The organism is Pseudohalocynthiibacter sp. F2068, assembly GCF_023015645.1.
Taxonomy (GTDB): domain Bacteria; phylum Pseudomonadota; class Alphaproteobacteria; order Rhodobacterales; family Rhodobacteraceae; genus Pseudohalocynthiibacter; species Pseudohalocynthiibacter aestuariivivens.
The window spans coordinates 84286-110843 of the sequence record NZ_JALKAK010000009.1; the positions used below are offsets into that span (position 1 = coordinate 84286).

Sequence of the window (26558 nt, forward strand, 5' to 3'; positions counted from 1 at the left end):
TTTCAGGTGAAGAGCGTTCCGTATGTTTTTCTGAGGTCCGCTTTTTGTACTTTTCCCATGGTGTTACGTGGGAGCGCGTCAACCTGGATGATTTTCCTGGGTTGTTTGAATTTCGCTAACGAGTCTGAGAGTGCATTTGAAATTGCCGCGGTTTCAAGGCTGCCGTCTTCCGGCACAACAATTGCTACGACAGCTTCGCCAAAATCCGGGTGCGGAACACCGATCACGGCACTTTCGACAACACCGGGCAGATCGTCAATCAGTGTTTCAACCTCTTTCGGATAAACGTTGAACCCCCCGGTGATGATCAGATCTTTGGAGCGACCGACGATATGCACATAGCCGTCCTCATCGATTTTCCCTAGGTCACCGGTGATGAAAAACCCATTCTCCCTAAGCTCTTCAGCGGTTTTCTCTGGCATCTGCCAGTAGCCGGAAAAAACGTTGTCGCCGCGAACTTCGAGAATGCCGATTTCGTTGACACCCAGCGGGGTTCCGGTTTCGTGGTCCGTTATCTTTAGCTCGACACCCGGCAAAGGAAACCCAACAGTACCAGCGCGTCGTGCACCGTCATAAGGGTTGGACGTGTTCATATTGGTTTCAGTCATGCCGTAGCGTTCAAGGATCTCGTGGCTCGTCTCAGCACGCCAGCGATCATGTGTTTCGGCCAAAAGCGGGGCGGAGCCGGAAACAAACAAACGCATATTGTGCGCGGCCCCTTGCAGGCCGTCACATTCCAACAGACGCGTGTAAAAAGTAGGAACCCCCATAAGGGCGGTTGCGCGCGGCATGGTTTCCAGTATTTTTTCAGCATCAAACCTCGGCATGAAGATCATCGATCCGCCCGCCATCAGGGTAATGTTTGTGGCGACGAACAAACCATGCGTGTGAAATATGGGCAAAGCGTGGATCAGCACATCTGACGCATCAAAATGCCAGTAATCCTTCAGGACTTCAGAGTTTGAGGCAAGCGCGCGATGGGTGAGCATTGCACCTTTTGATCGTCCTGTTGTTCCCGACGTGTAAAGTATTGCCGCAAGATCACCCGGCTCTCGCGAAACAGCCGAAAAACCCAATGTTTCCGCGTCTCTGGCGTCTTTCAGGCTACCGTTTTCGTTCGAGGCCAGTGTCCAGATCGTGTTCACGCCGCAAGCTTCGGCGATTTTTGCAAGCGCGCCTTGTTTTTCAGGATCGCAGACGAAAAGAGCGGGTTTCGCGTCGCCAAGAAAATACTTCACTTCCTGGGGGGTGTAGGCGGGGTTAAGCGGTAGAAACACAGCACCGCTCAGAACGCAGGCGACATAAAGCTCCAGCATCAAAATGGTTTTTGGGGCCTGAATGGCAACTCTGTCACCGGGTCGAACGCCCGCGCGCACCAGTGCTGCTGCGATTTGTTCGGCGTTCGCGAAAAACGCCTTATAAGTAACAGTCTGGCCAGTATCATGATGCGTAAGAAAAAGCGCGTCGCCCGGGCCCTCGGATGCCCGGCTGATGCGTTCTGCCAGATAGTTGCCCTGATACATGACCATCTCCGTGTTCTTTACCCTATTGCGTTAGCTTTGGGTGAACATGGGGTCAATGGGCAAGCCATTGACGCCGGAAATTTTGTTACCCGGCGCCAGATATCCATTAACCTGCGCGGCGTTGCAGAACCCAGTTTGGTCGCACGAAATGGCAGGTGTATCCGTTTGGAACGCGTTCCAGATAGTCCTGATGTTCAGGCTCGGCTTCCCAGAATTCGGTGGCGGGGGAGAGTTCTGTCACCACCTTGCCGGGCCACAGGCTGGACGCTTCCACATCGGCAATTGTATCTTCTGCGACATCCTTTTGTTCGTTCGTCAGATAGAATATTGCGGAGCGATAGCTTGCCCCCCTGTCATTGCCCTGACGATCAACCGTTGTTGGATCGTGAATTTGAAAGAACAGTTCAAGCAGGCCCCGGTAACTCATGATTGAGGGGTCAAAGATTACCTCAATCGCCTCTGCGTGTCCGGTTGTGTCGTGTTTCATCATTGCGTAGGTGGCATTGGGTGCTGTGCCACCGCAATAGCCGACACGGGTCGAAATGACCCCCGGGACTTTGCGGATCAGATCCTGCATGCCCCAAAAGCACCCGCCTGCAAAAACTGCGCGTTCTGTATCAGCCATCAGGAATTCTCCTCTTTCTCAAAAAGTGACGCGTATTCGCCGTAGCCTTCCTTTTCTAAGGAGTCAGCCGGAATGAAACGCAGCGAGGCAGAGTTGATGCAATAGCGCAATCCACCCCTGTCGGTAGGTCCGTCCGGAAAAACATGGCCCAAATGGCTGTCGCCATGTGTCGAACGCACCTCAACCCTTACCATACCAAGGCTTGCATCACGCAACTCTTTCACATACGTGTCTTCGACGGGCTTGGTGAAGCTTGGCCAGCCACAACCGCTGTCGAATTTATCCATAGACGTAAACAAGGGTTCCCCTGATACGATATCAACATAAAGTCCCGGTGCTTTCATATCGTTGTATTCGCCGGTAAAGGGACGCTCTGTGCCGCTGTTTTGCGTTACATGAAACTGTTCACGTGTCAGCCGCGAAATGGCCTCTTCGGTTTTGCTGTATTTTGTCAAACTATGATCCCCTTTCGTTAGTACGCCCGTAAGGACGGTTCTTGAACTCTACTAGGATGGGGATGGCCGGGCGTGATGTCCACAATTGTTACGCCACTACATATACTTGTGATCAGGGACGGCCTGCCGCAACGAAACAGCGCCTATTTCCGTTGTTGTGAAATCAGAATAGACAAGCACAAAGTAAAGTACATGGGAGTCGGGTATGAAACTGGTCACATATGAAAATGCGGGACAAATGGTGCCGGGCTTGTTACTTGAAGGCGAGGTTGCAGATACCCGCGCCGTTGCTGAAATGGCCGGTTGGTTAGCAATCGATGTGGCGGCGCTCCGCTCCAATCGGGATGTGCTTGGCTACGGAATGGCGAAGATTAATGAGCTTACCAGTGTTGCGCAGGAAAACCTGTCGCAGTTGCGGAAATCCGGTGCCGCCTTTGCTGTATCATCAACACGGTTTGGTCCGCCCGTTCCTGACCCTGAAAAAATTATCTGTATCGGCCTAAACTACCATGATCACGCCGAAGAATTGGGTATCGCACCACCAGATGCCCCAATATTTTTTGCAAAATACGCGAATTCGCTTGCTGGTCCCGCAGATGATATTTTGCCGCCCGCGCATACCGATAAGCTTGACTACGAGGCAGAGCTTGCGGTGGTGATCGGACGCCGCGGGCGTAGTATTTCTAAGGATGAGGCGTTGGACTACGTCGCAGGGGCGATGGTGCTGAATGATGTTAGTGCAAGGGATTTGCAGATGGCAAACCAGCTTTGGACGGGTGGAAAGGCGATCGATACATTTGCCCCCTGTGGTCCAGCGCTTGTTCTGGGCGAAGCCATGGGGGATTTGCAAAACCTGGGTGTCCAAACCCGTGTGAATGGGGATTTGTTGCAGGATGGGACAACCGCGAAACTCATCTTCTCTGTCGCTGAAATCATAGCGTTTTTATCGCGGATCATGACGCTTGAGGTTGGTGACATCATTGCAACTGGCACACCGGCAGGGGTTGCAGCAGCGCACACCCCGCCGCGTTTTCTGAAAGAGGGCGATGTTGTCGAAACCTGTGTCGAGGGGGTGGGCTGCCTGCGCAACACAGTGGGTCCGGCTTGGGGCGCTCCTGACTAAGCTTTTGGCCGGGCAGCTTTTTCTTCGATACCAGACTTGCCTTCACGGCGTTCAAGCTCTGCCAGAACGTCAGCAAGTTCCACGTCGCGCGCTGCCAGCATGACCAACAGATGATAGAGCACATCTGCCGCCTCGGCGGTTAACTCCGCCTTGTCGTTCTTTACTGCTGCAATGATCGCCTCAATCGCTTCTTCGCCAAATTTCTCGGCGCATTTCTCTGGTCCTTTGGACAAGAGTTTTGCTGTCCAGCTATCATCAGCAGAGGCTGATTTGCGAGCGGCAATAGTCGCTGCGAGTCTTTCAAGTGCACTCATTCCAACCTCATCGGGATGCCCGCGGCGGCCATGTATTCCTTGGCTTCGCGGATGGTGTAGTCGCCAAAATGAAAGATTGACGCGGCAAGGACAGCGCTGGCGCCGCCCAGGGTCACGCCCTCAACCAGATGATCCAGCGTGCCAACACCGCCCGATGCAATGACGGGCACCGAAACAGAGTCAGAAATTGCGCGTGTCAGCGGGATATTGAAGCCTGCACGCGTGCCGTCACGGTCCATGCTGGTTAGAAGAATTTCACCTGCGCCCTTACCAACGACTGTGCGGGCGAATTCAACCGCATCAATCCCTGTCTCGCGGCGGCCCCCGTGGGTGAAAATCTCCCATTTGCCTTCACTGACAGACTTGGCGTCGATCGCGACAACAATACACTGGCTGCCGAATTGGTTGGCTGCTTCTGCAATCACGTCAGGGTTTGCAACCGCGGCTGAATTGAAGCTGACCTTGTCCGCCCCTGCGAGGAGCAAATCCCGCACGTCCTGTGCAGAGCGTACCCCACCGCCGATGGTCAGCGGGACATAGCACTGCTCGGCCGTGCGGCGTGCGACGTCAAACATTGTGCCACGATTTTCGTGCGTGGCCTTGATGTCGAGAAAGCAAATCTCATCAGCACCGGCTTTGTCATAGGCACGTGCGCTTTCAACCGGGTCGCCCGCGTCTATCAGATCGACAAAGTTCACACCCTTCACAACGCGCCCTTCAGCGACGTCAAGACAGGGGATGATACGAGTTTTCAGCATGGATCGGCCTTTCAAGTCACGCGCCTTTTACTGGCCTTCTCTTGCCAAGGCCAGAGAACTAAGTGAGTTTGAGGGGTATTTCGTTGAAATCAATCGGAGTTTATTATGAAACTGCCATTTCTTGCCGCTATTCTGAGTTTAACCGCAACGCTTGCAGGTGCTGACCCGGTAAAGGTCGCGAGCCCCTTTACGGTCGCAGAGACGATTGATCGTCTTGAGGCTACAGTGACCGGCGCAGGCGCCACGGTTTTCGCGCGTATCAATCATGCTGGCGGCGCCGAAAGCGTTGGTGAAAGTTTAAATCCAATGGAATTGCTGATTTTTGGTAACCCGAAACTTGGAACCGCCGCGCTGCAGGCTGATCCACAAGCGGGAATGTTGCTCCCGCTGCGAGTCTTGGCCTATCAGGACACGGACGGGCAAGTCTGGCTGTCTTATGAACAGCCCGTTGAAATGCTTGAAGGGTTTGATGTGCCTGCGGATGCGATGGTCGTCCAGAAAATGACCGGGGCACTGGCAAACCTGACGGCCAAGGCTTTGGAAAACTAACCTTTTAGCAAGGAAACCGCTGCAGCAAGATCGATTTGTCCATCATAAAGCGCGCGTCCGGAGATTGCGCCATCCAAAGGCGCGCCGCAATTTTTCAATGCCTCAAGGTCGGCCATTGACGACACCCCGCCACTGGCGATCACCGGAATCGAAACCGCGTTGGCAAGGGCGGCTGTGGCTTCGACATTCGGGCCCTGCATCGCGCCATCGCGGTTGATGTCAGTATAGATGATGGCCGCAACGCCGGCGTCCTCAAACGATTTGGCAAGGTCCATTACCATCATATCGGTTTCTTCCACCCATCCGCGTGTCGCAACACGCCCGTTGCGCGCATCAAGACCGACCGCAACATGACCGGGAAAGGCGCGCGCCGCATCGCGGACGAGATCGGGGTTTTCAACGGAAACTGTGCCAAGAATAACCCGCTCAAGCCCCTTGCTCAGCCACATCTCGATTGTCGCCATATCGCGAATACCACCACCAAGCTGGGCCGGGATAGAGCAGCTTTTCAAAATCGCCTCAACCGGGACCGCATTAACCGGCTCACCCGCGAAAGCCCCGTTCAGATCAACCAGATGCAGCCATTCGCACCCCGCATCTTCAAAGGCTTTGGCCTGCGCTGCAGGGTTGTCGTTAAAAACGGTGGCCTGTTCCATCTCACCTTTGTAAAGGCGCACGCAGTTGCCGTCTTTCAGGTCAATGGCTGGGTAAAGGATCATGGCTGATAGTCCCGTTAACTTTAGTTTCGCGCTGTTTTGCATGATGGGCCCGGAATTGCAAAGCCAAGATCAAAATCCCGAGAGGACCCAACGTCACACTTGCCTTGGAGCAAAAGGTCCACTCAGACTGCGCCAAAGTTTTGGGAGGAAATTAAATGAAACGAATAGCTATCATCGCCGCATTTTCAATCGGATTTGCCACTGCGGCATTCGCTGACCCGCTGGAAGGAATGTGGCGCACTGCCCCCGATGACAATGGGGACTCTGGCCTGATCGAAGTCACGCCCTGTGGTGATGCGCTATGCGGAACGCTGGTTCGTGCCTTTGATTCCAGCGGTGCAGAAAGAGCGTCTGACAACATCGGTCGTCATATTATTTCCGAAACCCGCCCGCGTGGCGATGGTGCATATCGCGGAAAAATTTACTCCCCTGATCGGGACAAGACCTACAGTTCACGCCTGCGGTTGAACGGGGACACCTTGTCGGTGTCAGGCTGTGTCTTTGGGATTTGTCGCGACGGCGGAACGTGGCAGCGTTCGAACTAAGGCGCCCAGCTCAGAAAATTCGCAATCATCCGGAGCCCGGTCATTTGGCTTTTTTCCGGATGAAACTGCATCCCGATCATATTTTCACGCGTGATTATGGCGGTTAGCTTTCCACCATAATCGACATGCGCCAGCAGATCGGCTGGGTCTTCAACCCGGTAATGGTAGGAGTGCACGAAATACGCATGGCACCCTTCGACCAACCCTGAAAGAACAGGGTGATCACCGTCAAACACCAGATTGTTCCAGCCCATATGGGGAACTTTCAACTTTGGGTCGCTGGGCTTGATTTCGACGACATCTCCCTTGATCCAGCCAAGACCGGGCGTGTCCACATATTCGCGCCCCCAGCTGGCCATCAGTTGCATCCCGACACAGATGCCCAGAAAGGGGTGGGCACGGCGAACGACAGCGTCTTCCATAGCTTGGAAAATGCCCTTGTGGTCGAACAGCTCTGCGCGACACGCCGGGAAAGCACCATCGCCGGGCAAAACGATCCTGTCAGCCCCGGCAATGACATCAGGGTCAGAGGTTACCACGACCTGACCGGCGTTCACCTCGCCTGCCATCCGTTGAAAGGCCTTTTCTGCCGAATGCAGATTGCCTGAGCCGTAGTCGATTATCGCAGTCAGCATTTCCTAGAGCGCGCCTTTGGTCGATGGAATTGCATCCGCTTTACGCGGATCAACCTCAACCGCCAGACGCAACGCGCGCGCTACGGCCTTAAAGGCAGCTTCTGCAATGTGGTGGCTGTTAAAGCCATGCAACTGATCAACATGCAGCGTTATGCCGCCATGCGTGCTGAGCGCCTGAAAGAACTCGCGCACAAGCTCTGTATCAAAGGTGCCGATTTTTGGCGTTGGCAGGCTGACGTTCCATATCAGATAGGCGCGCGCAGAAAGATCAAGTGCCGCCCGCACTTGTGCGTCGTCCATTGGAAGGTGGCATTCGCCGTAGCGGCGGATGCCCTTTTTGTCGCCCAGCGCTTTGCTCAACGCCTGACCCAGCGCAATGCCACAGTCTTCGACCGTGTGGTGGTCATCAATGTGAAGGTCGCCCTTTGCGCGGATTTTCATGTCGATCAGCGAATGGCGCGCGAGTTGGTCAAGCATATGGTCAAAGAACCCAACACCGGTATTATTGTCGTATGATCCGGTTCCGTCGAGGTTCACCTCGACCGAAATATCGGTCTCAGCTGTCTTGCGCGTGATTGTTGCCGTCCGCATCTGGACCTCCGCTATGTGTTCGTTCGGCTTATAGGCTGCAAGTACAAATAATCCAAGCTACAGAAATTCACTGTTGTAGGGGGTGCGGCATCTGTGCAAACCCTAGGGGTAGAACCCCAATCGGAGAGTGATATGACCACGCTCGTCTTTGTGCAGCTACGCTGCCGCCCCGGACAGACCTACCACGTTGCGGAAGAAGTCGTTTTGAAAGAAATACACTCAGAGCTTTATTCAACCAGTGGTGACTATGACTTGCTGCTGAAAATCTACATTCCCGAAGGGCAGGATGTAGGCAAATTCCTGAACGACAATCTGCTGACGATTGAAGGGATAGATCGCTCGCTGACGACCCTGACGTTCAAGGCGTTTTAGCTGCCGGAATTGTTTAGGTTTGAAAGGCGCTAAAGCTTGCGGGCGCAGATTTTGGCGGCGTTTCGACGCGCTATTACTCAAGCGGCAATGCTGCGTTGATCAAAGCTAATTCTTTGTTGATACTACCGTCTGTTTTTGCAGGTGGTTTAGGGGCAGGGGGTGTTGGGGAACATCTAAGATCAGACAAATTCGGTAGTTTGAACAGGCCACGGCGAACGACGGCTTCAAACCCTGATCAACCGAACGTGATTTGTGCCCTGCCCGAAAGCTCGCGATGTTGCTCTACCATTTATAGACTTTCCCGGAGAGCGTGCACTTATGAAGAGGCAACCGAAAAAACCTCGAAAGAAGCGCAGCGGTGGGCAGGTTAATCCCGCGTTAATCGCTGAGAAAGCTCGAATAGAAGGGCGGCGGCGTTTTCTACGCTTCATTCGCAATGGAGCGATTGCGCTTCCAGTTTTTGCGGGGGTTGTTTTTTTCTCGGTCCAGTCTGTTCAAGCCACTATTTGCGAGGCGGATCTAACCAAGGTCGGACAGGGCAAGCCGTCAATCGTTCAGATACACGACCCACAGTGCTCGCTTTGTCAAACGCTTCAACGACAGATCCGTAAAGCTTTGAAATCCTTTGACAGCGACGATTTTACGTTTCTGGTTGCGAATATCAAAACCTCTGATGGTAGTGCGTTTGCCGCGCGATATGGCGTACCGCACGTCACGCTTTTATTGTTTGATGCCCGTGGCGAGATGGTGCAAATCGTCAGAGGACCAAGTGACACGGACAGCTTGCGAACTATTTTTGAGGCTCACTTAGAGACCTACCGTTAGAATCGACCTGGGCAGTTGATCGAAATGAACCATTCGGTCGCGCGTAATTTCTACAGCCGTCCCATTTCCTTGCGTTTTGCGCCTTTTGCCTCTGCCAGCAAACATAGCCAGTCGTGTGCGACTGTAGCAGCGGCAATAGCTGTAATTTCTGCATGGTCATAAGCCGGGGCAACTTCGACGACATCCATGCCGACAAGGTTCATGCCGCCCATTCCCCGGAGCAATTCAAGCGCCTGCCAGGAACTGAGCCCACCCATGACGGGTGTACCGGTTCCCGGTGCGAACGCGGGGTCTAACCCGTCAACGTCGAATGAAATATAAACCGGCGTGTCCCCGGCACGTTCGCGGATAATTTTTAGCGCGGCGTCTATGCCGTTACGATGCACCCATGGGGCGGTCAGCATTTCAAACCCGGCATCAAAATCGTTAAAGGTGCGCAGGCCAATCTGGGTGGATTTGCTGGCGTCAACCACGCCCTCCGCGACCGCATGGGCAAACATTGTGCCATGGTCAATTGCACTTCCGTCGTCATCCCATGTGTCGCAATGCGCGTCAAACTGCACCAGCGCGATGGGGCCGTGTTTCTTAGCGTGGGCCTTGAGCAGAGGGTAGGCAACAAAATGGTCGCCCCCAAGGGTCAGCATCTTAGCACCGGACGCCAGTATTGCATCTGCGTGTGCTTCGATTGCTGCGGGAACACTGGCTGCATGATGCGGGTCAAGATAACAATCGCCGTAATCAACAACAGAAAGGGTGTCGAAAGGATTGAAACCAAAAGGAAAAGCCTTGAGTTCTGCCAGTTGGACAGAGCCAGCACGAATTGCACGCGGCCCCAGCCGACAGCCTGTCCGGTATGTCACCGCGCAATCGTAGGGAACGCCGCTTACCACAACATCCACCCCGTCAAGGTCACGGCTGTAGCGGCGACGCAGAAAGCTTAGTGCACCACCGTAGGTCATCTCGTGCCAGCTGCCTTCGTTTGTGTCGGAACGGAACGCGAAGTCACCCTTGTTGTCGGTCATCGTGGTCTCCATCGGTAGAATGTTAAATGGTATCGAGGTGGTCGTTGATCAGTTGAGCCAACTCTCGCCTCGTGGTTTCATACACCATGTTTGCCTGCCCCTGATTGGCATCGGCGTCGCTCAGAACCGTGCCTCTGCGGCTTTCAAGCAGTTCGCTGGTGTAGCGCTTGGCGAATTCCGGGTGCCCCTGAACCGTTATGGCAAAGCCGGGGTACCAGAGGGCTGCGTATTCACAAAAATCTGAGCGGGCAATCTGTTCTGCACCTTCCGGTGGTTTAACGATCTGGTCCTGATGATAGGCCTGTATGTTGAACGTGTCTGGCGGAGGGCCAAGTGCTTCTGGCCAATCAACCAAATCGTAGCGATGCACGCCCAGACCCCAGCCTTTGTCGGATTTTTCAACCTTTCCGCCCAGGGCCTGCGCAATGATCTGGTGGCCAAAACAGATACCAATCATCTTTTTGCCGGCATCACGGCAGTCACGGATGAATGCCTCTAGCGGAGCGATCCAGTCATGCCCCTCGTAGACGCCAAACCGCGACCCCGTAATAACCCAAAGGTCACATTCCTCGGGTGATTTTGGCAGTTCTCCATCCAGTGCCGCGTAGCTCGAAAACTCCGCGTTAAATGGAGTGAGCCAATCAGCAACCATACCGGGGTAGTCACCATGGTTTGCGGCCAGTTCTTCTGGTGGGCGGCCGGTTTCCAAAATGCCTATGCGCAGTTTCTTGGTACTCATCGTTCGTTATCCTCTGTCCATAAGCGCATACCACGAATAGGCAGGCGGCAGTATCGCACGGCGCCACCGCCCAAGCGGAAATTTTCTGAGCGGCGCCTGCATGAGGCCCGGAATGCGAATTCTCGATTTGGTGCCTGTCGCCATATCCGCAAGCAGCGATCCGGCATAGGTGCCCATCGCGACCCCGTTTCCGTGATAGGCCAGTGCTGTATAGGCGTTTGGCCAGTCGGCAATCGGCCCGGCGTAGGGTGTCAGATTGCGCGAGAGACAGACAAGTCCTGCCCAGAAATGCGGTGTCTCAACCGCGCTCCATTCAGGAAACATCGCTTCAAAATCGCGCCTGATATCGCGTTTCATCTTTGCGGTCGAGGTTTGCGTCGTGCGCGTGCTGCCCCGCATTCCAAAGAGAAAACGCCGATTGGGCATAAGGCGGAAATAGTGCAACAAATTGCGAGTATCGTAAGACATCTGATCGCTGGTCCAGCCCTGCGCCTCTATCTCGCTTTCGCTCATCTCTCTGGTCACGATGATATTTGATTGAACCGGCAAATACCGAGCCGCAAACCAGTCCGGAATGTTTTCACTGCTATATCCGTTTGTTGCGAGCAATAACGTCTTTGCCCTAACAAGACCTTTGGGGCAGGTGATCAGGTGGTCGCCGGTGTTTGAGCGGCCAATCTTTGTTGTTGGTGATTGTGTATATATTTCAACCCCGGCATCGAGCGCAGCATGGGCCAGCCCAAGAACATATTTTCGGGGGTTCAGTGCAAACCCCAAAGGCGAGGTTATCGCGCCGTGAAACCGGGGGCTGTTCATCCCATGTTCAGCGAGCTCGTCGCGCCTGATGATTTGCGCTTTGACGCCAAAATCAGCCTGCAATAAATCAGCGTAGTCCTGAAAACCGGCTACGTCCTTAGGGCGATGTGCGAGCAGTGTTTCACCATTGGAATGGGTGTCGGCAATTATTCCGTGTTTTTCAATCAGTTCAGCGACCAGATCAATCGATGCACGCTGGCTTTGATGATAGAGCGCGACATCTTCCTGCCCGTATCGTTTACGCAGTGCGCGGGTGCTCGATTTTTCGCCTCCAATGCAGGCAAATCCACCGTTACGCCCCGATGCGCCCCAACCTGGTGTTTTCGCATCAAGCACGACAATACGCCCAGCATCCCTCTCTGCGAGGTGCAGTGCTGCAGATAAACCGGTGAAACCCGCGCCGACGACAACAAAATCACAGGTGATTTCGTCTTCGACATGCGGGTAGGGTGCGCGCGCGTCGTCTATTGTTGTACGCCAATAGCACCCATCATCCGAAGACGAGGCATAGGCCGCTGCTTCGTAAATCCGTTTCATCGGGAACCTTCAGAGGCGGCTAAGGTAATAGCGATACTCAACCGCTGTGATAATAGAGGTCAGCTCTTTTATTTCATCGCGGCGCACGGCCGTATAGATTTTCTGATAATCTTCGCCAAACAAATCTTTGGCAAAGTCTGACTCTTCAAACAGAGCAACTGCAGTTGTCCAGTCGTGGGTCAAAGGTTCTGCATCGCTTGACTTATCATCTTCAAGTGGCAGTGGCAGGTCACATTCATGATGCAGACCGTAGTGAATGCCCCCCAAGATCGCCGCGAGAACAAGATATGGATTCACATCAGCGCCGCTTATCCGATGCTCTAACCGCGCACCCGGGCCGGAAATTTCCGGCAGCCGAATGGCCGCCCCCCGATGATCAAGCCCCCAGTCCGGTGCGGAAGGCGCAAAGCTGTTTGGCTGAAACCGACGGTACGAATTCATATGTGGCGCAAAAATCGCCTGCATATCGCGCATCGTTCCCAAAACTCCTGCTACTGCTGCTTTCAGGCGCGGAGATACGTCTTCGTCATTTTCAGAGGCAAAAATATTGTTGCCGTCATCGTCAACAACAGACGCATGAACATGCATCCCATTGCCCGGTTCTTCAGCATAGGGTTTTGCCATGAAGGTTGCTTCCAGCCCGTGCCCGTCCACGATGCCGATCACCAGACGTTTGAACATAAGCGCAGTATCGGCCGCTGCCAGTACGTCGTCAGTGTGGTGGAAATTGATCTCAAACTGGCCGGGCCCGTATTCGGCAATTAACGCATCCGTTGCCAGACCTTGCGCTTTGGAGGTTTCCAGAATTTCTGTCAGGATTGCCTCTGACTGGTTGAGCACCTCAAGATCATAGTTCTGCGCGTCGGGCAGACCATCCGGCGGGGAGGGCGCATCGGAAGAATCGTCGCGACGCTTCACGATGTAGAACTCAAGCTCGGTGGCCACAACGGGGTGCAGGCCTTCTTTTTCGAACCGGTCAATCACGTTTCTCAGGTGGTTGCGGGTTGAAATGCTGCTGATATTGCAGTCTTCATCGACCATTTCAACGAGAACCTGGGCGACATTTCCGTTCGCCCAGGGAACAGGTTTCAAAGTTCCGTCTACAGGAACGATAAACCCATCAGGATCGCCGATCGTGATGCCAAGCCCAGTCGCTTCAACCTCGGACCCCAGAATATTTGGCGCGTATGTCGACATTGGCAGGCGAACCCCGCCGTTAATAAGCTTGTCGACCTCGTCGCCGGGCAGCCATTTACCGCGCAAAACAGCGTTGAGGTCACAGAGCATCATTTCGATGCGGTCTGGCGTTCCATATTCGTTGCAATAGGCATCATACTCTGCCTGAAAATCGCTCATTGCTTTAGGGCCTTTTGTTCTTCGTTTTGTCGACGGGCGATTGCCTGTTTTGATACGAGTGAGGCAGTGATCACACCGATCGCAACGATGGCGATCATAATCGTTGAAAGCGCGTTGATTTCCGGGCTGACACCCAGGCGGACTGCACTGAATATCTTGATTGGCAGGGTCGTAGACGACGGGCCAGAGGTGAACGAGGCAATGACCAGATCGTCAAGAGATAAGGTAAAGGCCAGCAACCAACCAGAAATAACCGCAGGTGCGATGATTGGCAAAGTCACGCTTTTGAAAGCGTCGAAGGGGCTGCACCCAAGATCAAGCGCCGCTTCTTCCAAAGAACGATCGAACGTGACCAGCCGCGAGGAAACTACAACAGACACGTAGCACATTGAAAACGTTGTATGGGCCAACACAATGGTAACAACGCCACGATCCAATCCAATAGCAATGAACAGCAACAGAAGCGACAAGCCGGTGATAACTTCGGGCATCACAAGTGGTGCATAAATCATGCCGGAGAACAATGTTCTGCCCCGAAACCGCCCGCCTCGCACCATGACATATGCGGCCATTGTGCCGAGCACCGTTGCAAAGGTGGAGGAGAGGACAGCAACCTTTAACGTCACCCACGCCGCGTCAAGAAACGCCTCGTTGTGGAGCAGTTCGCCGTACCATTTAGTTGAAAAGCCAGCCCAGACCGTCACCAGCTTACTGGCGTTGAAGCTGTAGATAATCAGGATGAGCATTGGCAGGTAAAGGAAAGTGAAGCCAAGCGTCAGTGAAGTGGCGTTGAACCATGAAAAACGGCGGGTCATCCTTCACTCTCCCTCTGTTTCTGCTCGTTGCGCTGGAACAGGATGATAGGAATAACAAGGATCAAAAGCAGGATGACGGCGACTGCTGACGCGACAGGCCAGTCCCGGTTCGAGAAAAACTCTTCCCAAAGTACCTTACCGATCATCAGCGTTTTTGAACCGCCAAGCACAGACGGGATCACAAATTCACCCAGCGCCGGAATGAACACCAGAAAGCACCCTGCGATGATGCCTGATTTGGAAAGGGGAATTGTCACCAGCCAAAAGGCCTGCATCCGGGAACATCCCAGATCTTCAGCGGCTTCAAGCAAGGATTCATCCAGTTTCTCAATGGCCGCGTAAATCGGCAGGATCATGAAGGGCAGATAGGTGTAAACAATGCCAATATAGACCGCCGTGTTAGTGTTCAAAATTGTCAGGGGGTCGTTGATGATACCTGTCCAAAGCAGAAACTGGTTCAAAAAACCTTCCTGGCTCAGGATACCCATCCAAGAATACACCCGGATCAGAAAGCTGGTCCAGAAGGGCAGGATCACAAGCATCATCAGGGTAGGGCGCCATTCATCCGGGGCCTTAGCCATGCCATAAGCAATGGGATATCCGACCAGCAAAGTTATAGCTGTGGATATCGCAGCGATCTGCAGGCTCGACAGATACGCCCGCCAGTAAAGTTCATCTTCGGTCAGGAAGATGAAATTCTCCATATCCAGACCCGCGAAAAAGGTTTTGATCCCTTCCCAACCATTTGAGAAATCCAGTGTCGGGATATAAGGCGGAATGGCGAGCGCCCCATCCGATAGCGCGATTTTTAGCACGATCAGAAAGGGCACCAGAAATAACGCAAGCAGCCATAAATATGGCACAAAAATCAAAAACAGGCGGCGAACATTCATTTTCAGCCCCCCGCATTATCCGAAAGGACGATGCCGGCTGTATCCGTAAACGAAAGCCAGACCGCGTCTTCCCAAGTGAAACTGCGACGGGCGAGACGACGGTTGTTGGCTGCCTGTGCCTTGATGACATGCCCAGAAGGAAGTTCCACGTGATAGGTGGAAATATTCCCGAGGTACGCGATATCAAGCACCTTGCCTTCAATACAATTCGCCTTATCTGAAACACGCTCTTGGGTGATCGTTACTTTTTCAGGCCGGATTGCGAATGTTACACGCGTGCCATCTTGCACCGCGTTTGTCGCAGTTCCCTGGATTGCTGGCTGTCCTTCGGCCCAGTTTATTTCGACAAGACCGTCACCTTTGTTGGACGCGTTTCCTTCGATGATGTTCACATCCCCGATGAAGTCTGCAACGTAAACGGAATTTGGGTTTTCATAGATGCGGGCGGGTGTGTCGACCTGAACCAGCCTACCTTCATCCATAACGGCCACGCGGCTGGCAACTGTCATTGCCTCTTCCTGATCATGGGTCACGATGACAAAGGTTGTGCCGGTTTTTTCCTGAATATCCATAAGCTCAAACTGCGTGTCCTGACGCAGCTTTTTGTCAAGCGCACCAAGGGGTTCGTCAAGCAACAGAAGTTTTGGTGCTTTCGCAAGCGAGCGGGCAAGAGCGACCCGTTGGCGTTGACCGCCGGATATCTGATGCGGTTTTCGCGTTGCGAATTTTTCAAGCCGCACAAGGCGCAACATTTCGTCGACACGGCCTTCGATCTCAGATTTGGGCATGTCTGATCGTTTCAGCCCAAAAGCGACATTGTCTGCCACTGTCAAATGGGGAAACAAAGCGTAGGACTGGAACATCATGTTCACGGCCCGCTTGTTGGGCGGAACCGGTGCCATGTCCTGACCATCCAGCAAAATTGTACCTTCGGTGGCGGATTCAAAACCCGCAAGCATGCGCATCAGGGTGGTTTTACCGCATCCCGACGGGCCCAGCAGTGCAAAGAATTCCTGCTCAAAAATATCGAGGTTCAGATTATCTATCGCAGTGAAACTACCGAACCGCTTGGTCACATTCTTGAACTGGATCAATGGTTTTTGTTCGGAGTCTTCCCAAGGTGCGAATGTAGATGTGCTGGAAGAATGCGCCATGAAGTCACCATGCTTAAACAAATAAACCCCGCGCCTTTTTTGGGGGCGCGGGGCACAGAAACCCGGATTAGATACCGGACTTTATTTTGGTCCAAAGACGCGTGACGATCCGCTGAACTTTTGGCTCGTAGGGTGTCGTTGTATAAAGATTGGCGAGCGTTTCCTCGTCCGGATAAATCGCTGTATCGCCGATCACATCCTCTTCGAGGAATTCCTGAGAGGCGAGGTTGCCGTTTGCATAGTAAACGTAGTTAGAAGCGGCAGCCATGTTCTGAGCGTTCAGAATGAAGTCCAGAAACTTATGCGCACCCGATGGGTTGGGGGCATCAGCCGGAATCGCCATCTGGTCAAACCACATCAAGGCGCCTTCTGACGGGGCGGCATATTCAATTACAACACCATTGTCGGCCTCGTCGGCGCGGTCGCGGGCTTGTAGAATGTCTCCGGACCAGCCGAATGCAACGCAGATGTCACCGTTTGCTAGCGCATTAATGTATTCAGAGCTGTGGAACTTTTGCACATAAGGAGCGATAGCAGTGAGTAGTGGTTCTACCTTTGCAATTACATCCGGGTCTTGGCTATCGGGGTTTTCGCCGATGTATGCCAGAGCAGCCGGGATTATCTCGACAGGTGCATCAAGCATGTGAACGCCGCATTCCGCCAGCTTTTCCATATTGCTGGGTTCAAAAATTAGGGCGAGCGACCCGATTGGTGCGTCTTCGCCCAAAACCTCAATAACTTTGTTGACGTTTACGCCAAGTCCGGTCGTGCCCCACATGTAGTTGATTGAATAAGCATTGCCTGGGTCATACACCTCTGTACGGGCCTTGATCGGCTCCCACAGGTTTCCGGCATTTGAAAGTTGCGACATGTCGAGTGGCTGAAAGACACCTGCAACAATCTGGCGCTGCAGGAAGGTGCCTGAGGGAACGACAACATCGTAGCCGGATCCACCAGCAAGCAGTTTGGTTTCCAGCACTTCGTTTGAATCGAACACATCGTAAATCAGGTCAATACCGGTTTCTTCTTCGAACTTTGTCAGAAGATCTTCGTCGATATAGTCAGACCAGTTGTAGACCCGGACTTCCTCCGCGGTGGCAGCAGCGGCGCTCAGTGTTAGAGCGGCGGCCAGCGGTAGCCATGTCTGTTTCATAAATATTACTCCCGTTGTTTTTGAGAGAGAGTCGTTTTACCCTCTTGCGCAAGATTTGATCAAAAAAAACGACTCAATGCAATATGGTATTTTTTTTCGTGAAGGTTTAAGCTGAAAAGCAGTTTGGATTTTTGAAATGCCAAGGCGGGTTCTTAGTAAAGGAAATAAGACGTGGACATGTCTTATCGTAAGTTACCGACGCACGAATTAGTGTATCGGAAAATCCGGGAGATGATTCTTTTTGGAGAGTTAGCGCCGGGGCAGGCGGTCACGATTCAGGGGTTGGTGTCCGTGTTGGAGGTGGGAATGACCCCCGTGCGCGAGGCGATTCGCCGCCTGACAGCCGAAGGCGCGCTTGAGTTTCTTGGCAACAGACGAATCTGTGTACCAGTCCTGTCTGTTTCTCAGTTGGAAGAGCTTACATTTGCCCGGCTCGCTATTGAGCCGCACCTTGCATATCTGGCCTCGCAAAAGATTTTACCTGAACAGATCGAGAAGCTGAGCGAGATAGACAAAGCATTGAATGTCGCGATCGCGAATGGCGACGTTCGCGCCTATCTGGAGCAAAACTATCGGTTCCATGCCGGGCTCTACAGAATTTCAGAAGCGCATATTCTGAGATCCATTGTCAGCACTTTGTGGCTACGGGTTGGGCCGTCATTACGCGTTGTCTGTGGTCGATTTGGGACCTACAATCTTCCGGATAAGCACCAGGAAGCACTTGATGCCTTGCGTATCGGAGACGCCGACGCAGCCGCAAATGCTATCAAGGAAGATTTGCGCCAAGGGCTTGAACAAATTAAAATGTCACTGGGAAAATAGATATTTTGATCAAAACCAATTGACAGTAAATAATTTGATCATATTCTGACCCTACAACGCCGAGTCGCCCCGTGCGTCCAGACTGAGCGTGACCTGCCGACCCAAATTAGCGTTATAAGCGATACGGGTTCGAGTTTGTTTCGCTGCCGGTAACATGGGAGAATGCGGCGGAGATCCCGCTTTGGGAAAAGCAATAAAAACTGGTGATATCGTGGCTTCTGACAACAAAACTGACTGGAGAGAGTCCTTGCCTGATGCTTTCAAAGAGTATCAGTCAGGGCGGCGTATTGAAGAGGTGGAATGTATTATTCCGGACCTTGCAGGTATGTCGCGCGGTAAATCCATGCCGTATTATAAATTCAGCCCGGACAGCACGTTCTTTCTGCCAATTTCCCTGTTTTACCAAACCATTACGGGTGAATACGTCGATCTTGATATCAAGAACCAGTGGATGGAATATGATGTTGTCCTAAGGCCGGATATGGCAACGGCGTCCGCTGTGCCGTGGGCTGATGATGTGACGCTTCAGGTGATCAGCGATCTTGAAACCCGCGATGGTAAGCCGGTTGCCGTTGCGCCGCGAAACGTGCTGAAGCGTGTTCTGGGTTTATATACTGACAAAGGTTGGAGACCCGTTGTTGCACCCGAGCTAGAGTTCTATCTTATTAAGCCAAATGTCGACCCCAATGAACCGATCGAACCACCTGTAGGTCGTACGGGGCGGCGCGGGGCAGGGCGACAAGCCTATTCCATGGTGGCCGTAGATGAATACGGGCCAGTGATCGATACCATATATGATTACGCAGAGGCGCAGGGTCTTGCGATTGATACGCTCATTCAGGAAGGCGGCGCTGGACAGATAGAGATCAACCTTTTGCACGGTGATCCGCTGGTGTTGGCAGATCAGGTATTTTATTTCAAACGCGCAATTCGAGAAGCAGCGCTGAAAAACGGAACATTCGCGACGTTCATGGCAAAACCCATGCGTGACGAACCCGGAAGTGCGATGCATATCCATCAAAGTGTGATTGATGCAAAAACCGGCGACAATATTTTCTCTGCGCCGGATGGTTCTGAAACGGCTGAGTTCTTTCACTTTATTGGTGGCTCTCAATACCATCTGAAATCTGTCGTTCCTTTGCTTTCACCTTATGTAAACTCCTACCGCCGTTTTACAGCCGGGATGAGTGCGCCGGTAAATCTCGAATGGGCAGCCGATAACCGAACCACCGGGCTTCGTATTCCGAATTCGCCGCCAATCGCGCGGCGTGTTGAGAACCGCGTCGTGGGGATTGATACAAATCCGTATCTAGCAATCGCGGCAAGCCTGGCTTGCGGGTATCTGGGCATGGTCAACAAGATTGACCCAAGCCCTGCTGCAACCGGGGAAGTCTATGAGGAGGGCGCTGTACTACCTCGTAGCCTGAATGTCGCGATGGACGAGTTTAACAATGATAGAACGATTCAGGAAATCCTTGGCGTTGAGTTTTGCGAGCTCTACGCCGGAATAAAAAATGCTGAACTCGAAGAGTTCCAGCGCGAGATTTCCCCTTGGGAACGCCAACATCTGCTTTTGAACGTCTGAGAGCGTCAATTTCTAAAGGAGTCATGAGATGAACATGATTACGAACCATATGCCGACTGCTGAACTTCAGGCACTTGATGCTGCACACCACATGCACCCGTTTACCGACGGGGCAGAGCTTGCTGCAAAAGGCGTTCGCATCATTACGAAAGCCTCGGGTGTGACATTGACGGATTCTGAAGGGTACGAAATTCTGGACGCTATGGCCGGTTTGTGGTGCGTCAACATCGGGTATGGCCGGGACGAACTGTCAGATGTTGCGGCGCGGCAGATGAAGCAATTGCCTTACTACAATACTTTCTTTCAGACATCGCACGTGCCTGCCATCGCACTGTCGGCGCGTCTGGCAGAACTGGCGCCCGGCGATTTGAACCATGTGTTCTATGCTGGATCTGGATCTGAGGCGAACGACACGAACATGCGCCTTGTGCGGCATTATTGGGCGGCCAAGGGCAAGCCGGACAAGAAAGTAATCATCAGCCGTCATAACGCGTACCACGGATCAACAATGGCCGGGGCAAGCCTTGGTGGTATGACACCGATGCATGAACAGGGCGGACTGCCCATTCCAGATGTTGTGCATATTGGTCAGCCGCATTGGTATGCCGAAGGCGGTGATATGAGCCCAGAGGAATTCGGCCTGCTGCGCGCCCGCGAGTTAGAAGCGAAAATCGCTGAACTTGGTGAAGACAAAGTTGCGGCCTTTATCGCGGAACCGGTGCAGGGTGCCGGGGGTGTGGTTATCCCGCCATCAACCTACTGGCCTGAAATCCAGCGGATTTGCGATGCACATGAAATTCTGCTGATCGCGGATGAAGTGATCTGTGGATTTGGCCGGACCGGCAACTGGTTTGGATCCCAGACATTTGGCATCCGCCCGGATATCATGACAATCGCCAAAGGCCTTTCATCAGGCTACGTACCAATCGGTGGATCGATTGTGTGTGACGAGGTGGCAAATGTTGTCGCCAATGCGGGCGATTTCAATCATGGCTACACCTATTCCGGTCATCCGGTTGCGGCGGCCGTTGCGCTAGAGAACCTGCGCATTCTCGAAGAAGAAAAAATCGTCGATCATGTGAATGATGTGGCAGGGCCATACCTCGCTGAAAAATGGGGGCAACTCGCTGATCATCCGTTGGTCGGAGAGGCGAAATCTGTCGGTCTTATGGCGACAATCGCCCTAACGCCCGATAAATCCTCGCGCGCAAATTTTGCATCCGAAGCAGGAATGATCGGCTTGCGTTGCCGCGAGCGGTGTTTTGCGAACCAACTGGTCATGCGCCACGTTGGAGACCGGATGATTATTGCGCCGCCTCTGGTGATCAAACCCGCAGAGATTGATACGCTTGTGGAACGCGCTGCCAGATCGCTGGACGAGACTTACGCAAGCATCAAGAGCGACGGTCTGCTGAAAGCGGCTTAAGTCGCAAGGAGCATTGGCGTGGACATTCTGACATCCAACGACCGCGTCGGCGAGTATCCTTCGTCGTGGTACGCAGCAACGGCCAAGGGACCTGCGCCCTTTCCGGCTGCGGAAGGGGCACTGGCTTGTGACGTTTGTGTCGTTGGTGCGGGTTTCACCGGGCTTTCGGCTGCAGTTATACTGGCGGACAAGGGCTATGATGTCATTCTGCTTGACGCGCACCGGGTTGGCTTTGGGGCCTCGGGGCGCAATGGCGGACAGGTTGGCACCGGGCAGCGCGTCGAACAGGACGCGCTTGAAAAAATGGTCGGAAAAGAGACTGCCCGCGAACTTTGGGATATTGGCCTTGAGTCCGTCCAACTGGTGCGTGATCTCATAAAAACGCATGACATGGATTGCGGATTTGTGGACGGCATCATCCATGCCGATCACCGCTCGCGGCTTGTTCCTGAAAACCATTCCTACGCCGAAAAGCTGAGAAACGAATACGGCTACGACCTCATTCGATCTATTGACCGCGAAGAAATGCGCCATCTTGTTGGCTCTCCTGCATACCACGGGGGAACACTTGATATGGGCGGTGGCCATACACACCCGTTGCGGTTCGCCTTTGGTCTTGCAAAACTTGCGGCAGAAAAAGGCGTGCGCATCTTTGAGCGGTCCAAAGTGACGGGGCTGATAGAGGCTGAACCCGCGAAAGTCACTACTCAAAACGCTGAGATTACAGCGGACTACGTTGTTCTGGCCTGCAACGGCTATCTTGGCCACCTGCAAGGCAGGGTCGCGGCCCGTGTGATGCCGATCAACAACTTTATCGCGGCAACTGAGCCGATGAGCGAAGCAGATGCCGAGGCACTGATCCGGAACAACTATGCCGTTGCCGATTCAAAGTTTGTCATCAACTATTTTCGCCTGTCCGAAGATCGGCGGATGTTGTTTGGTGGCGGAGAGTCCTACGGTTATCGTTTCCCAAAGGACATTGCCGGGCTGGTGCGTAAACCGATGTCAGAGATTTACCCGCAACTTAAAGATATCCGCATTGATTATGCCTGGGGCGGTACACTTGGCATAACGATGAACCGGATGCCGCATTTTGAACGGCTTCGTGGGAATATCCTTTCGGCCAGTGGCTATTCCGGTCACGGGGTCGCGATGGCAACTTTGGGTGGGAAGATTGCGGCAGAGGCAATTGCCGGGCAGGCTGAAAAGTTCGACCTTATGGCGAATGTGCCAACCCCGCGGTTTCCGGGTGGGGCCGCGCTACGCTCGCCTTTGCTGGTGCTGGCGATGCTGTGGTTTTCCCTGCGCGACAAGCTTTGATTTAGCGGCCTCTTCAGGCAGGACCCTTGGCCGTGCTGCAGTGCCATGGATCACCGACGAATAAAATTTTAGAGAAAAGAAACTTCGCCCCTAAACCCCAGTTTGGTATCTCAACGTAACTCACTTAAAACTTTGGGTACACGTCGTCTTGAAGTTTATGAACTTTGACGTCTCAGCGGGGGCTGAAATCAACAAAAACGCTATCCATTCTCTAGTTTTCAACAATTTTGAGCAGAAATTGCCAGGTAAATGTCGAATATAAACCCGTTGAAGAATGAGCACGTTGGTCGTGTGGAGAATTCAAACTGTGAAAATTAAAGAGAATCCCATTTTTAGGGAAATCGTTATTTTTCTAACAATTAACGTTGGTATATCCGTTCTGTTGCGTGAAGCGCAGCTTTTGGCGCCAATTGAAATTCACTCCACTCTCACATTTCTGATCGCAATTTGTTCCATGCTTTTGCTCAATGGATACCGTGCATTTGTGGTTCCCTTTGCGAGGATGGCTTACATTTCCATTATTCTTCTAAACATCTCTACGACGGTTCTCATTGGGAATAGCGGGTTCCTAACCTCAATACACACCCTCTATTTGGTTCGTTCCAGCCTTTTTTACTGAGAGACTTTCAACCAAAATTGGATCAAACTCGTGACTTCGCCACCTGAACTATCGGCTACCCCTGACAGGGCCCTTGGCTGTGATCATGGTCGTTGCAAGGGTTTGGTCCGCGTTTTCCATTCGGTGATCCAGCAATTTCCGGGTCATGTCCAAAACGATTGGCGTCATTTCAGGCTCTGCCGCCAGATTGCGGAATTCTCCTTCGCCGTCTTTGTCAAACAACAACGGGGGAAGGCCGCCGTTAAAATGCACCAGCGAGTAACGTGGCCCACGCAAGATCGCGAGGTTCGCTGAACTTGGCCCCAGCCCAAGTTCCTGCTGCCAGATTGTCGGTGAAACCGGGTTTGCAAAATCAAGCTCTGAATAGCTGTAATCCGGCCAATTCTCCGTGTTGCCGCCACTCAGGAACGGAGTGAGTGATGACCCATCCATCGAGCTCGGAATATCTTGCCCCATCCAATCCAGAATTGTGGGAGTGATATCAATCGTCTCGGTTGGTTTACTGACTTCTGCCCCATGCATTTGGGGGTTGAGCGGATCGCGGACGATAAGCGGTGTGTGATAGGCCGCATCATAGACCGACATCTTGCCCCAACTAAACCGATCGCCCAGCATTTCACCGTGGTCCGCAGTTACAACCAGCAGCGTATTGTCGTACTGGCCGGTATCCTTCAGAAAGGTGATGACACGACCGATATGCAAATCGACTTCGGTTGCCAGCCCAAGATAGACCGCACGAAGCGTCTGGATATCATCGTCATCTGCTTTCAGATCAGGAAAGCCTTTTACAAAGCTCTCTGCTGGCTGATGGGCATGTGCTGGGGCGAAAAAGGGGTGAATTTCCCGCTCTGACGCTGCGCTATCCAAGCGTGCGGGCTGGGGCAGGGATTTCGGGTCATACATCCGGTTGTATGGTGCAGGGGCAACAAGCGGTGGATGTGGGCGTATATAGGTCAGATGGCTGAACCAGCTTTCCTTTTTCCGCGCAGCAAGCTTTGTCAGGCAGGCCTTTGTCAGAAAGGCCGTGTCACTGTCTTCAGCTTTGTAAAAGGCCGGGTCATCTATACGGCGCGCGCGTCCTTCGGGGGCAGCGGGAACGTAATGTTCCGAATAGTCCGGAACATCATATCCTTTGGCAATCAGATCCGCGCGCCACGGATAAGATTCATCCAGCCGCATTTCGACAACCTCGTAAAACCCATACATCGAGTGTTCGTAAGTTTTCAGCGCCGGATCATTGGGCGGGTAGGCCCGCGGGTCCTGTGATGTGTCGGTATAACCAAACAACATCGGCATATAGCCTGCCTTGCGCGCCTCTGTGGCAAGGTTGGGCGTGTCATGTCGAAGCGGTGTGCCGTTTCGTACGCTTCGGTGGTTCATCGCATATTGCCCAGTCAAAATGGAAACACGGGATGGGCCGCAGGGGTTTGTCACAGAATAATTGCGTTTAAAGGTTACAGCTTCGCCCATCAGGGCGCGCAGGTTCGGCAGGTCGACATGGTTTGCCAATTCGCCAAACAGTGCATCCGCACGCAATTGGTCGATAATAATGAACATGACGTTTTTCTGGTCTGACACGCCGAATCCCCTTCCAGCAATTTGATAAAACCAAATGATTATATTCGGTCATTTTCAACCATTATTCTGGACAAATGTGGATATATGTGGTGTTTTCCGCCCAATGACACGGAATCAAGCTGTCGTAGCGCACGAAAAAAACACAATAACCCACAGAGGCCACGAGCTTTTGAACGTCTTGCAACGGTTAGGCGGCTCGGCCAGAAATGCGCAGATTTCCCAGGTGATGGGTGTGTCCGAGGAAACGGTACGCAGACTGGTTAAGGCGCTCGACAAAGCGGGTAGAGTCGAGCGTGTGCATGGTGGAACCTATCTGCGCGGAAATGATGAAGCCCCGGTTTTTTCTGGAAGCCTTGGGCAAAACCCCAAGGAAAAATCCAGAATTGCGAATGCTGTCGCCGATATGGTCAGTGATGACATGACGCTTTTTCTGAACGTTGGCAGCACTACAACTTATGTGGCTGAGCAGCTTCGGCTGCGTCGCAACCTGATGGTTGTGACAAACTCCATATCAGTCACGCAGGCGCTGGCGAACCACAATGACAACCGCGTTTTCCTGGCGGGTGGCGAGGTGGAACCGAGTGAAAGAGGAACTTTTGGAAGTGAAACAGAAGCTTACGTGCGACAGTTCACCTATGATCTGGCAATATTCGGGGCGAATGCGATTTCATCCGAATTTGGATTTATGGTAATGAATCCCGCAGAAGCTGGCTTAACAAGAGTTGCGAGCGGTCAGGCAGATAAAGTTGTGTTTGCGGCCGGATCGACAAAGTTTGGGGCACGTGCCCCCGTGGTAGTGTGCCCGCCTGAAACAGTTACCCACCTGGTTACCGATGCGCCACCTGACGAAAAGCTCGCTGCGGTTTTGGCGAAATGGGGCGTTGAAGTGCGTATCGCAAACGAGAAAGTAGAACAGCCATGAAAGCGCCAACCATTTCGGACGCAATTTCAATTGCTGAGACAGCTGGCGCCGAAGCGCTCCGTCATTTTCGGGGCAAGCTTGGAATTGAATTTAAAGCTGATGAAAGCCCGGTTACGCAGGCTGACAAAGCAGTCGAAACAGCCGTTCGGCGTGTGATTTCTGAAAAATTTCCGAACCATGGTATATTTGGTGAAGAATTCGGTGTTGAAGGCGAAGGCCGCTCGAAAATGTGGATTGTAGATCCCATTGACGGAACGCGTTCATTCCTGTCGGGGCATCCCTTGTTTGGCTTTCTTCTGGGGCATCTTGTTGATGGAGTTCCGGACATGGGGGTTGTTGGTATGCCTGCGACCGGGGAAATTTTTGCCGGAGCAAAAGGCCAGGGAGCAACGCTGAACGGCAAACCCATACGGGTTTCCGAACAGACGGACCTGAACAAGGCTATCCTTTACATCAATGAAGGAGAGCGAATTTACAAAGCGCTGCCGGATGTTTTTGATCGGCTGATGAATGCTGGGCAAACGCGACGTATGTCGTATGATTGTTATCCCCATGCACTTTTGGCTGCGGGCTACATTGATGCCCTGGTCGATTTTGGTCTGGAACCTTATGACCATTTGCCCGTTACCGCGCTGATCGAGGCTGCAGGCGGGATCATCACAGACTGGCAAGGCGATTCCATGACGATGAACTCTGAGGGCAGGGTTGTTGCCGCTGCGACGCCCGAACTTCACGCAGAACTTCTTAAGTTGGTAAGCGAATAGAAA

The 26558-nt window shown here is 53.0% G+C and carries 28 protein-coding genes; 11 read left to right on the plus strand and 17 right to left on the minus strand.

Translation table 11 applies throughout. The features are described 5' to 3' along the window. Positions 1 to 2: 2 nt before the first annotated feature. The 3 genes from MWU63_RS11885 to msrB all read right to left on the minus strand — a co-directional run bounded on the left by MWU63_RS11885 (position 3) and on the right by msrB (position 2603). On the minus strand, positions 3 to 1523 hold the full coding sequence (locus MWU63_RS11885) for a malonyl-CoA synthase (RefSeq protein WP_247077993.1): 1521 nt from the start codon (positions 1521 to 1523) through the stop codon (positions 3 to 5). 106 nt (positions 1524 to 1629) lie between these two features. Then, the gene (gene msrA, locus MWU63_RS11890; protein WP_247077995.1) at positions 1630 to 2148 is read right to left on the minus strand and encodes a peptide-methionine (S)-S-oxide reductase MsrA; all 519 of its coding nucleotides are present in this window, start codon (positions 2146 to 2148) and stop codon (positions 1630 to 1632) included. Then, positions 2148 to 2603: a peptide-methionine (R)-S-oxide reductase MsrB gene (gene msrB / locus MWU63_RS11895; RefSeq protein WP_247077997.1), complete on the minus strand. Its 456-nt coding sequence runs from the start codon at positions 2601 to 2603 to the stop codon at positions 2148 to 2150. The genes msrA and msrB overlap by 1 nt, the downstream gene beginning before the upstream one ends. A gap of 205 nt (positions 2604 to 2808) precedes the next feature. On the opposite strand from msrB, the gene MWU63_RS11900 reads away from it, so the two are divergent. Next, positions 2809 to 3726 carry a fumarylacetoacetate hydrolase family protein gene (locus MWU63_RS11900; RefSeq protein WP_213889968.1) on the plus strand — a complete coding sequence of 306 codons (918 nt, stop codon included), beginning with the start codon at positions 2809 to 2811 and terminating at the stop codon, positions 3724 to 3726. On the opposite strand, the gene MWU63_RS11905 is transcribed toward MWU63_RS11900, so the two are convergent. Further along, complete coding sequence (locus MWU63_RS11905) at positions 3723 to 4040, minus strand: phosphoribosyl-ATP diphosphatase (RefSeq protein WP_213889966.1); 318 nt, start codon at positions 4038 to 4040, stop codon at positions 3723 to 3725. The genes MWU63_RS11900 and MWU63_RS11905 overlap by 4 nt on opposite strands. Then, positions 4037 to 4798: an imidazole glycerol phosphate synthase subunit HisF gene (gene hisF / locus MWU63_RS11910; RefSeq protein ID WP_213889964.1), complete on the minus strand. Its 762-nt coding sequence runs from the start codon at positions 4796 to 4798 to the stop codon at positions 4037 to 4039. The genes MWU63_RS11905 and hisF overlap by 4 nt, the downstream gene beginning before the upstream one ends. Positions 4799 to 4903: 105 nt before the next feature. Between hisF and MWU63_RS11915 the strand changes: the two genes are divergently transcribed. Continuing rightward, positions 4904 to 5347 carry a DUF302 domain-containing protein gene (locus tag MWU63_RS11915; protein WP_213889962.1) on the plus strand — a complete coding sequence of 148 codons (444 nt, stop codon included), beginning with the start codon at positions 4904 to 4906 and terminating at the stop codon, positions 5345 to 5347. Here the strand turns inward: MWU63_RS11915 and hisA are convergent. Then, entirely contained in the window at positions 5344 to 6066 is a 723-nt protein-coding gene (gene hisA, locus MWU63_RS11920) for a 1-(5-phosphoribosyl)-5-[(5-phosphoribosylamino)methylideneamino]imidazole-4-carboxamide isomerase (protein WP_247077999.1), read from the minus strand. The two genes, MWU63_RS11915 and hisA, sit on opposite strands and share 4 nt — an antisense overlap. A gap of 155 nt (positions 6067 to 6221) precedes the next feature. On the opposite strand from hisA, the gene MWU63_RS11925 reads away from it, so the two are divergent. Then, positions 6222 to 6611: a DUF2147 domain-containing protein gene (locus MWU63_RS11925; protein ID WP_247078001.1), complete on the plus strand. Its 390-nt coding sequence runs from the start codon at positions 6222 to 6224 to the stop codon at positions 6609 to 6611. On the opposite strand, the gene hisH is transcribed toward MWU63_RS11925, so the two are convergent. Beyond that, entirely contained in the window at positions 6608 to 7246 is a 639-nt protein-coding gene (gene hisH / locus MWU63_RS11930) for an imidazole glycerol phosphate synthase subunit HisH (protein WP_213889958.1), read from the minus strand. The genes MWU63_RS11925 and hisH overlap by 4 nt on opposite strands. Before the next feature lie 3 nt (positions 7247 to 7249). Continuing rightward, positions 7250 to 7837, minus strand: a complete 588-nt coding sequence (gene hisB, locus MWU63_RS11935; protein WP_213889955.1) for an imidazoleglycerol-phosphate dehydratase HisB — start codon at positions 7835 to 7837, stop codon at positions 7250 to 7252. 132 nt (positions 7838 to 7969) lie between these two features. Between hisB and MWU63_RS11940 the strand changes: the two genes are divergently transcribed. After that, the gene (locus tag MWU63_RS11940) at positions 7970 to 8209 is read left to right on the plus strand and encodes an Lrp/AsnC ligand binding domain-containing protein (RefSeq protein ID WP_213889954.1); all 240 of its coding nucleotides are present in this window, start codon (positions 7970 to 7972) and stop codon (positions 8207 to 8209) included. 318 nt (positions 8210 to 8527) lie between these two features. Then, positions 8528 to 9034, plus strand: a complete 507-nt coding sequence (locus MWU63_RS11945) for a thioredoxin family protein (RefSeq protein WP_247078003.1) — start codon at positions 8528 to 8530, stop codon at positions 9032 to 9034. 50 nt (positions 9035 to 9084) lie between these two features. Here MWU63_RS11945 and speB read toward each other — a convergent pair whose 3' ends face one another. The 8 genes from speB to MWU63_RS11985 all read right to left on the minus strand — a co-directional run bounded on the left by speB (position 9085) and on the right by MWU63_RS11985 (position 17519). Continuing rightward, positions 9085 to 10056, minus strand: coding sequence for an agmatinase (gene speB, locus MWU63_RS11950; RefSeq protein WP_213889950.1), 972 nt, complete (start codon positions 10054 to 10056; stop codon positions 9085 to 9087). A 22-nt stretch (positions 10057 to 10078) separates the two neighbouring features. After that, positions 10079 to 10795: a type 1 glutamine amidotransferase gene (locus MWU63_RS11955; protein WP_213889948.1), complete on the minus strand. Its 717-nt coding sequence runs from the start codon at positions 10793 to 10795 to the stop codon at positions 10079 to 10081. 6 nt (positions 10796 to 10801) lie between these two features. After that, entirely contained in the window at positions 10802 to 12148 is a 1347-nt protein-coding gene (locus MWU63_RS11960; protein WP_247078005.1) for an FAD-dependent oxidoreductase, read from the minus strand. Positions 12149 to 12157: 9 nt separating this feature from the next. Then, on the minus strand, positions 12158 to 13504 hold the full coding sequence (locus tag MWU63_RS11965) for a glutamine synthetase family protein (protein ID WP_247078007.1): 1347 nt from the start codon (positions 13502 to 13504) through the stop codon (positions 12158 to 12160). Further along, positions 13501 to 14319 carry an ABC transporter permease subunit gene (locus MWU63_RS11970; protein WP_213889945.1) on the minus strand — a complete coding sequence of 273 codons (819 nt, stop codon included), beginning with the start codon at positions 14317 to 14319 and terminating at the stop codon, positions 13501 to 13503. Before MWU63_RS11970 ends, MWU63_RS11965 begins: the two co-directional genes overlap by 4 nt. Continuing rightward, entirely contained in the window at positions 14316 to 15212 is an 897-nt protein-coding gene (locus MWU63_RS11975) for an ABC transporter permease subunit (RefSeq protein ID WP_213889943.1), read from the minus strand. The genes MWU63_RS11970 and MWU63_RS11975 overlap by 4 nt, the downstream gene beginning before the upstream one ends. Positions 15213 to 15214: 2 nt before the next feature. Next, positions 15215 to 16366: an ABC transporter ATP-binding protein gene (locus MWU63_RS11980; RefSeq protein ID WP_247078009.1), complete on the minus strand. Its 1152-nt coding sequence runs from the start codon at positions 16364 to 16366 to the stop codon at positions 15215 to 15217. A gap of 67 nt (positions 16367 to 16433) precedes the next feature. Then, positions 16434 to 17519 (minus strand): polyamine ABC transporter substrate-binding protein, encoded by a 1086-nt coding sequence (locus MWU63_RS11985; protein ID WP_213889939.1) that lies wholly within the window; start codon positions 17517 to 17519, stop codon positions 16434 to 16436. A gap of 177 nt (positions 17520 to 17696) precedes the next feature. On the opposite strand from MWU63_RS11985, the gene MWU63_RS11990 reads away from it, so the two are divergent. From MWU63_RS11990 to MWU63_RS12005, 4 genes are all read left to right on the plus strand, one after another. After that, complete coding sequence (locus MWU63_RS11990) at positions 17697 to 18341, plus strand: GntR family transcriptional regulator (protein WP_213890115.1); 645 nt, start codon at positions 17697 to 17699, stop codon at positions 18339 to 18341. Between the two features lie 211 nt (positions 18342 to 18552). Further along, positions 18553 to 19926, plus strand: a complete 1374-nt coding sequence (locus MWU63_RS11995) for a glutamine synthetase family protein (RefSeq protein ID WP_247078072.1) — start codon at positions 18553 to 18555, stop codon at positions 19924 to 19926. A gap of 28 nt (positions 19927 to 19954) precedes the next feature. After that, positions 19955 to 21352: an aspartate aminotransferase family protein gene (locus tag MWU63_RS12000; protein ID WP_213889937.1), complete on the plus strand. Its 1398-nt coding sequence runs from the start codon at positions 19955 to 19957 to the stop codon at positions 21350 to 21352. Positions 21353 to 21370: 18 nt separating this feature from the next. Continuing rightward, a complete protein-coding gene (locus MWU63_RS12005) occupies positions 21371 to 22672 on the plus strand; it encodes an FAD-binding oxidoreductase (RefSeq protein ID WP_247078013.1) in 1302 nt (433 codons plus the stop codon). A gap of 667 nt (positions 22673 to 23339) precedes the next feature. Here the strand turns inward: MWU63_RS12005 and MWU63_RS12010 are convergent. Continuing rightward, positions 23340 to 24869, minus strand: a complete 1530-nt coding sequence (locus tag MWU63_RS12010; RefSeq protein WP_247078022.1) for a sulfatase-like hydrolase/transferase — start codon at positions 24867 to 24869, stop codon at positions 23340 to 23342. Between the two features lie 103 nt (positions 24870 to 24972). On the opposite strand from MWU63_RS12010, the gene MWU63_RS12015 reads away from it, so the two are divergent. Both MWU63_RS12015 and MWU63_RS12020 read left to right on the plus strand, forming a co-directional pair. Then, a complete protein-coding gene (locus tag MWU63_RS12015) occupies positions 24973 to 25791 on the plus strand; it encodes a DeoR/GlpR family DNA-binding transcription regulator (protein WP_213889935.1) in 819 nt (272 codons plus the stop codon). Further along, a complete protein-coding gene (locus MWU63_RS12020) occupies positions 25788 to 26555 on the plus strand; it encodes an inositol monophosphatase family protein (RefSeq protein WP_213889934.1) in 768 nt (255 codons plus the stop codon). Before MWU63_RS12015 ends, MWU63_RS12020 begins: the two co-directional genes overlap by 4 nt. Positions 26556 to 26558 lie beyond the last annotated feature (3 nt).

Excerpts from the sequence above, each read along its gene's own strand:
- hisA (WP_247077999.1), bottom strand. The coding sequence starts at position 6,066 with ATGATCCTTTACCCAGCCATTGACCTGAAAGACGGCAACTGCGTGCGC.
- MWU63_RS11900 (WP_213889968.1), top strand. The coding sequence starts at position 2,809 with ATGAAACTGGTCACATATGAAAATGCGGGACAAATGGTGCCGGGCTTG.
- MWU63_RS11940 (WP_213889954.1), top strand. The coding sequence starts at position 7,970 with ATGACCACGCTCGTCTTTGTGCAGCTACGCTGCCGCCCCGGACAGACC.
- MWU63_RS11925 (WP_247078001.1), top strand. The coding sequence starts at position 6,222 with ATGAAACGAATAGCTATCATCGCCGCATTTTCAATCGGATTTGCCACT.
- hisB (WP_213889955.1), bottom strand. The coding sequence starts at position 7,837 with ATGCGGACGGCAACAATCACGCGCAAGACAGCTGAGACCGATATTTCG.
- MWU63_RS11980 (WP_247078009.1), bottom strand. The coding sequence starts at position 16,366 with ATGGCGCATTCTTCCAGCACATCTACATTCGCACCTTGGGAAGACTCC.
- MWU63_RS11965 (WP_247078007.1), bottom strand. The coding sequence starts at position 13,504 with ATGAGCGATTTTCAGGCAGAGTATGATGCCTATTGCAACGAATATGGA.
- MWU63_RS11955 (WP_213889948.1), bottom strand. The coding sequence starts at position 10,795 with ATGAGTACCAAGAAACTGCGCATAGGCATTTTGGAAACCGGCCGCCCA.
- MWU63_RS11945 (WP_247078003.1), top strand. The coding sequence starts at position 8,528 with ATGAAGAGGCAACCGAAAAAACCTCGAAAGAAGCGCAGCGGTGGGCAG.
- MWU63_RS12015 (WP_213889935.1), top strand. The coding sequence starts at position 24,973 with ATGACACGGAATCAAGCTGTCGTAGCGCACGAAAAAAACACAATAACC.
- hisF (WP_213889964.1), bottom strand. The coding sequence starts at position 4,798 with ATGCTGAAAACTCGTATCATCCCCTGTCTTGACGTCGCTGAAGGGCGC.
- MWU63_RS11960 (WP_247078005.1), bottom strand. The coding sequence starts at position 12,148 with ATGAAACGGATTTACGAAGCAGCGGCCTATGCCTCGTCTTCGGATGAT.
- msrA (WP_247077995.1), bottom strand. The coding sequence starts at position 2,148 with ATGGCTGATACAGAACGCGCAGTTTTTGCAGGCGGGTGCTTTTGGGGC.
- MWU63_RS11915 (WP_213889962.1), top strand. The coding sequence starts at position 4,904 with ATGAAACTGCCATTTCTTGCCGCTATTCTGAGTTTAACCGCAACGCTT.
- speB (WP_213889950.1), bottom strand. The coding sequence starts at position 10,056 with ATGACCGACAACAAGGGTGACTTCGCGTTCCGTTCCGACACAAACGAA.
- MWU63_RS12000 (WP_213889937.1), top strand. The coding sequence starts at position 19,955 with ATGAACATGATTACGAACCATATGCCGACTGCTGAACTTCAGGCACTT.
- MWU63_RS11985 (WP_213889939.1), bottom strand. The coding sequence starts at position 17,519 with ATGAAACAGACATGGCTACCGCTGGCCGCCGCTCTAACACTGAGCGCC.
- MWU63_RS11975 (WP_213889943.1), bottom strand. The coding sequence starts at position 15,212 with ATGAATGTTCGCCGCCTGTTTTTGATTTTTGTGCCATATTTATGGCTG.
- hisH (WP_213889958.1), bottom strand. The coding sequence starts at position 7,246 with ATGCTGACTGCGATAATCGACTACGGCTCAGGCAATCTGCATTCGGCA.
- MWU63_RS11970 (WP_213889945.1), bottom strand. The coding sequence starts at position 14,319 with ATGACCCGCCGTTTTTCATGGTTCAACGCCACTTCACTGACGCTTGGC.
- MWU63_RS11885 (WP_247077993.1), bottom strand. The coding sequence starts at position 1,523 with ATGTATCAGGGCAACTATCTGGCAGAACGCATCAGCCGGGCATCCGAG.
- MWU63_RS12020 (WP_213889934.1), top strand. The coding sequence starts at position 25,788 with ATGAAAGCGCCAACCATTTCGGACGCAATTTCAATTGCTGAGACAGCT.
- MWU63_RS11905 (WP_213889966.1), bottom strand. The coding sequence starts at position 4,040 with ATGAGTGCACTTGAAAGACTCGCAGCGACTATTGCCGCTCGCAAATCA.
- MWU63_RS11990 (WP_213890115.1), top strand. The coding sequence starts at position 17,697 with ATGTCTTATCGTAAGTTACCGACGCACGAATTAGTGTATCGGAAAATC.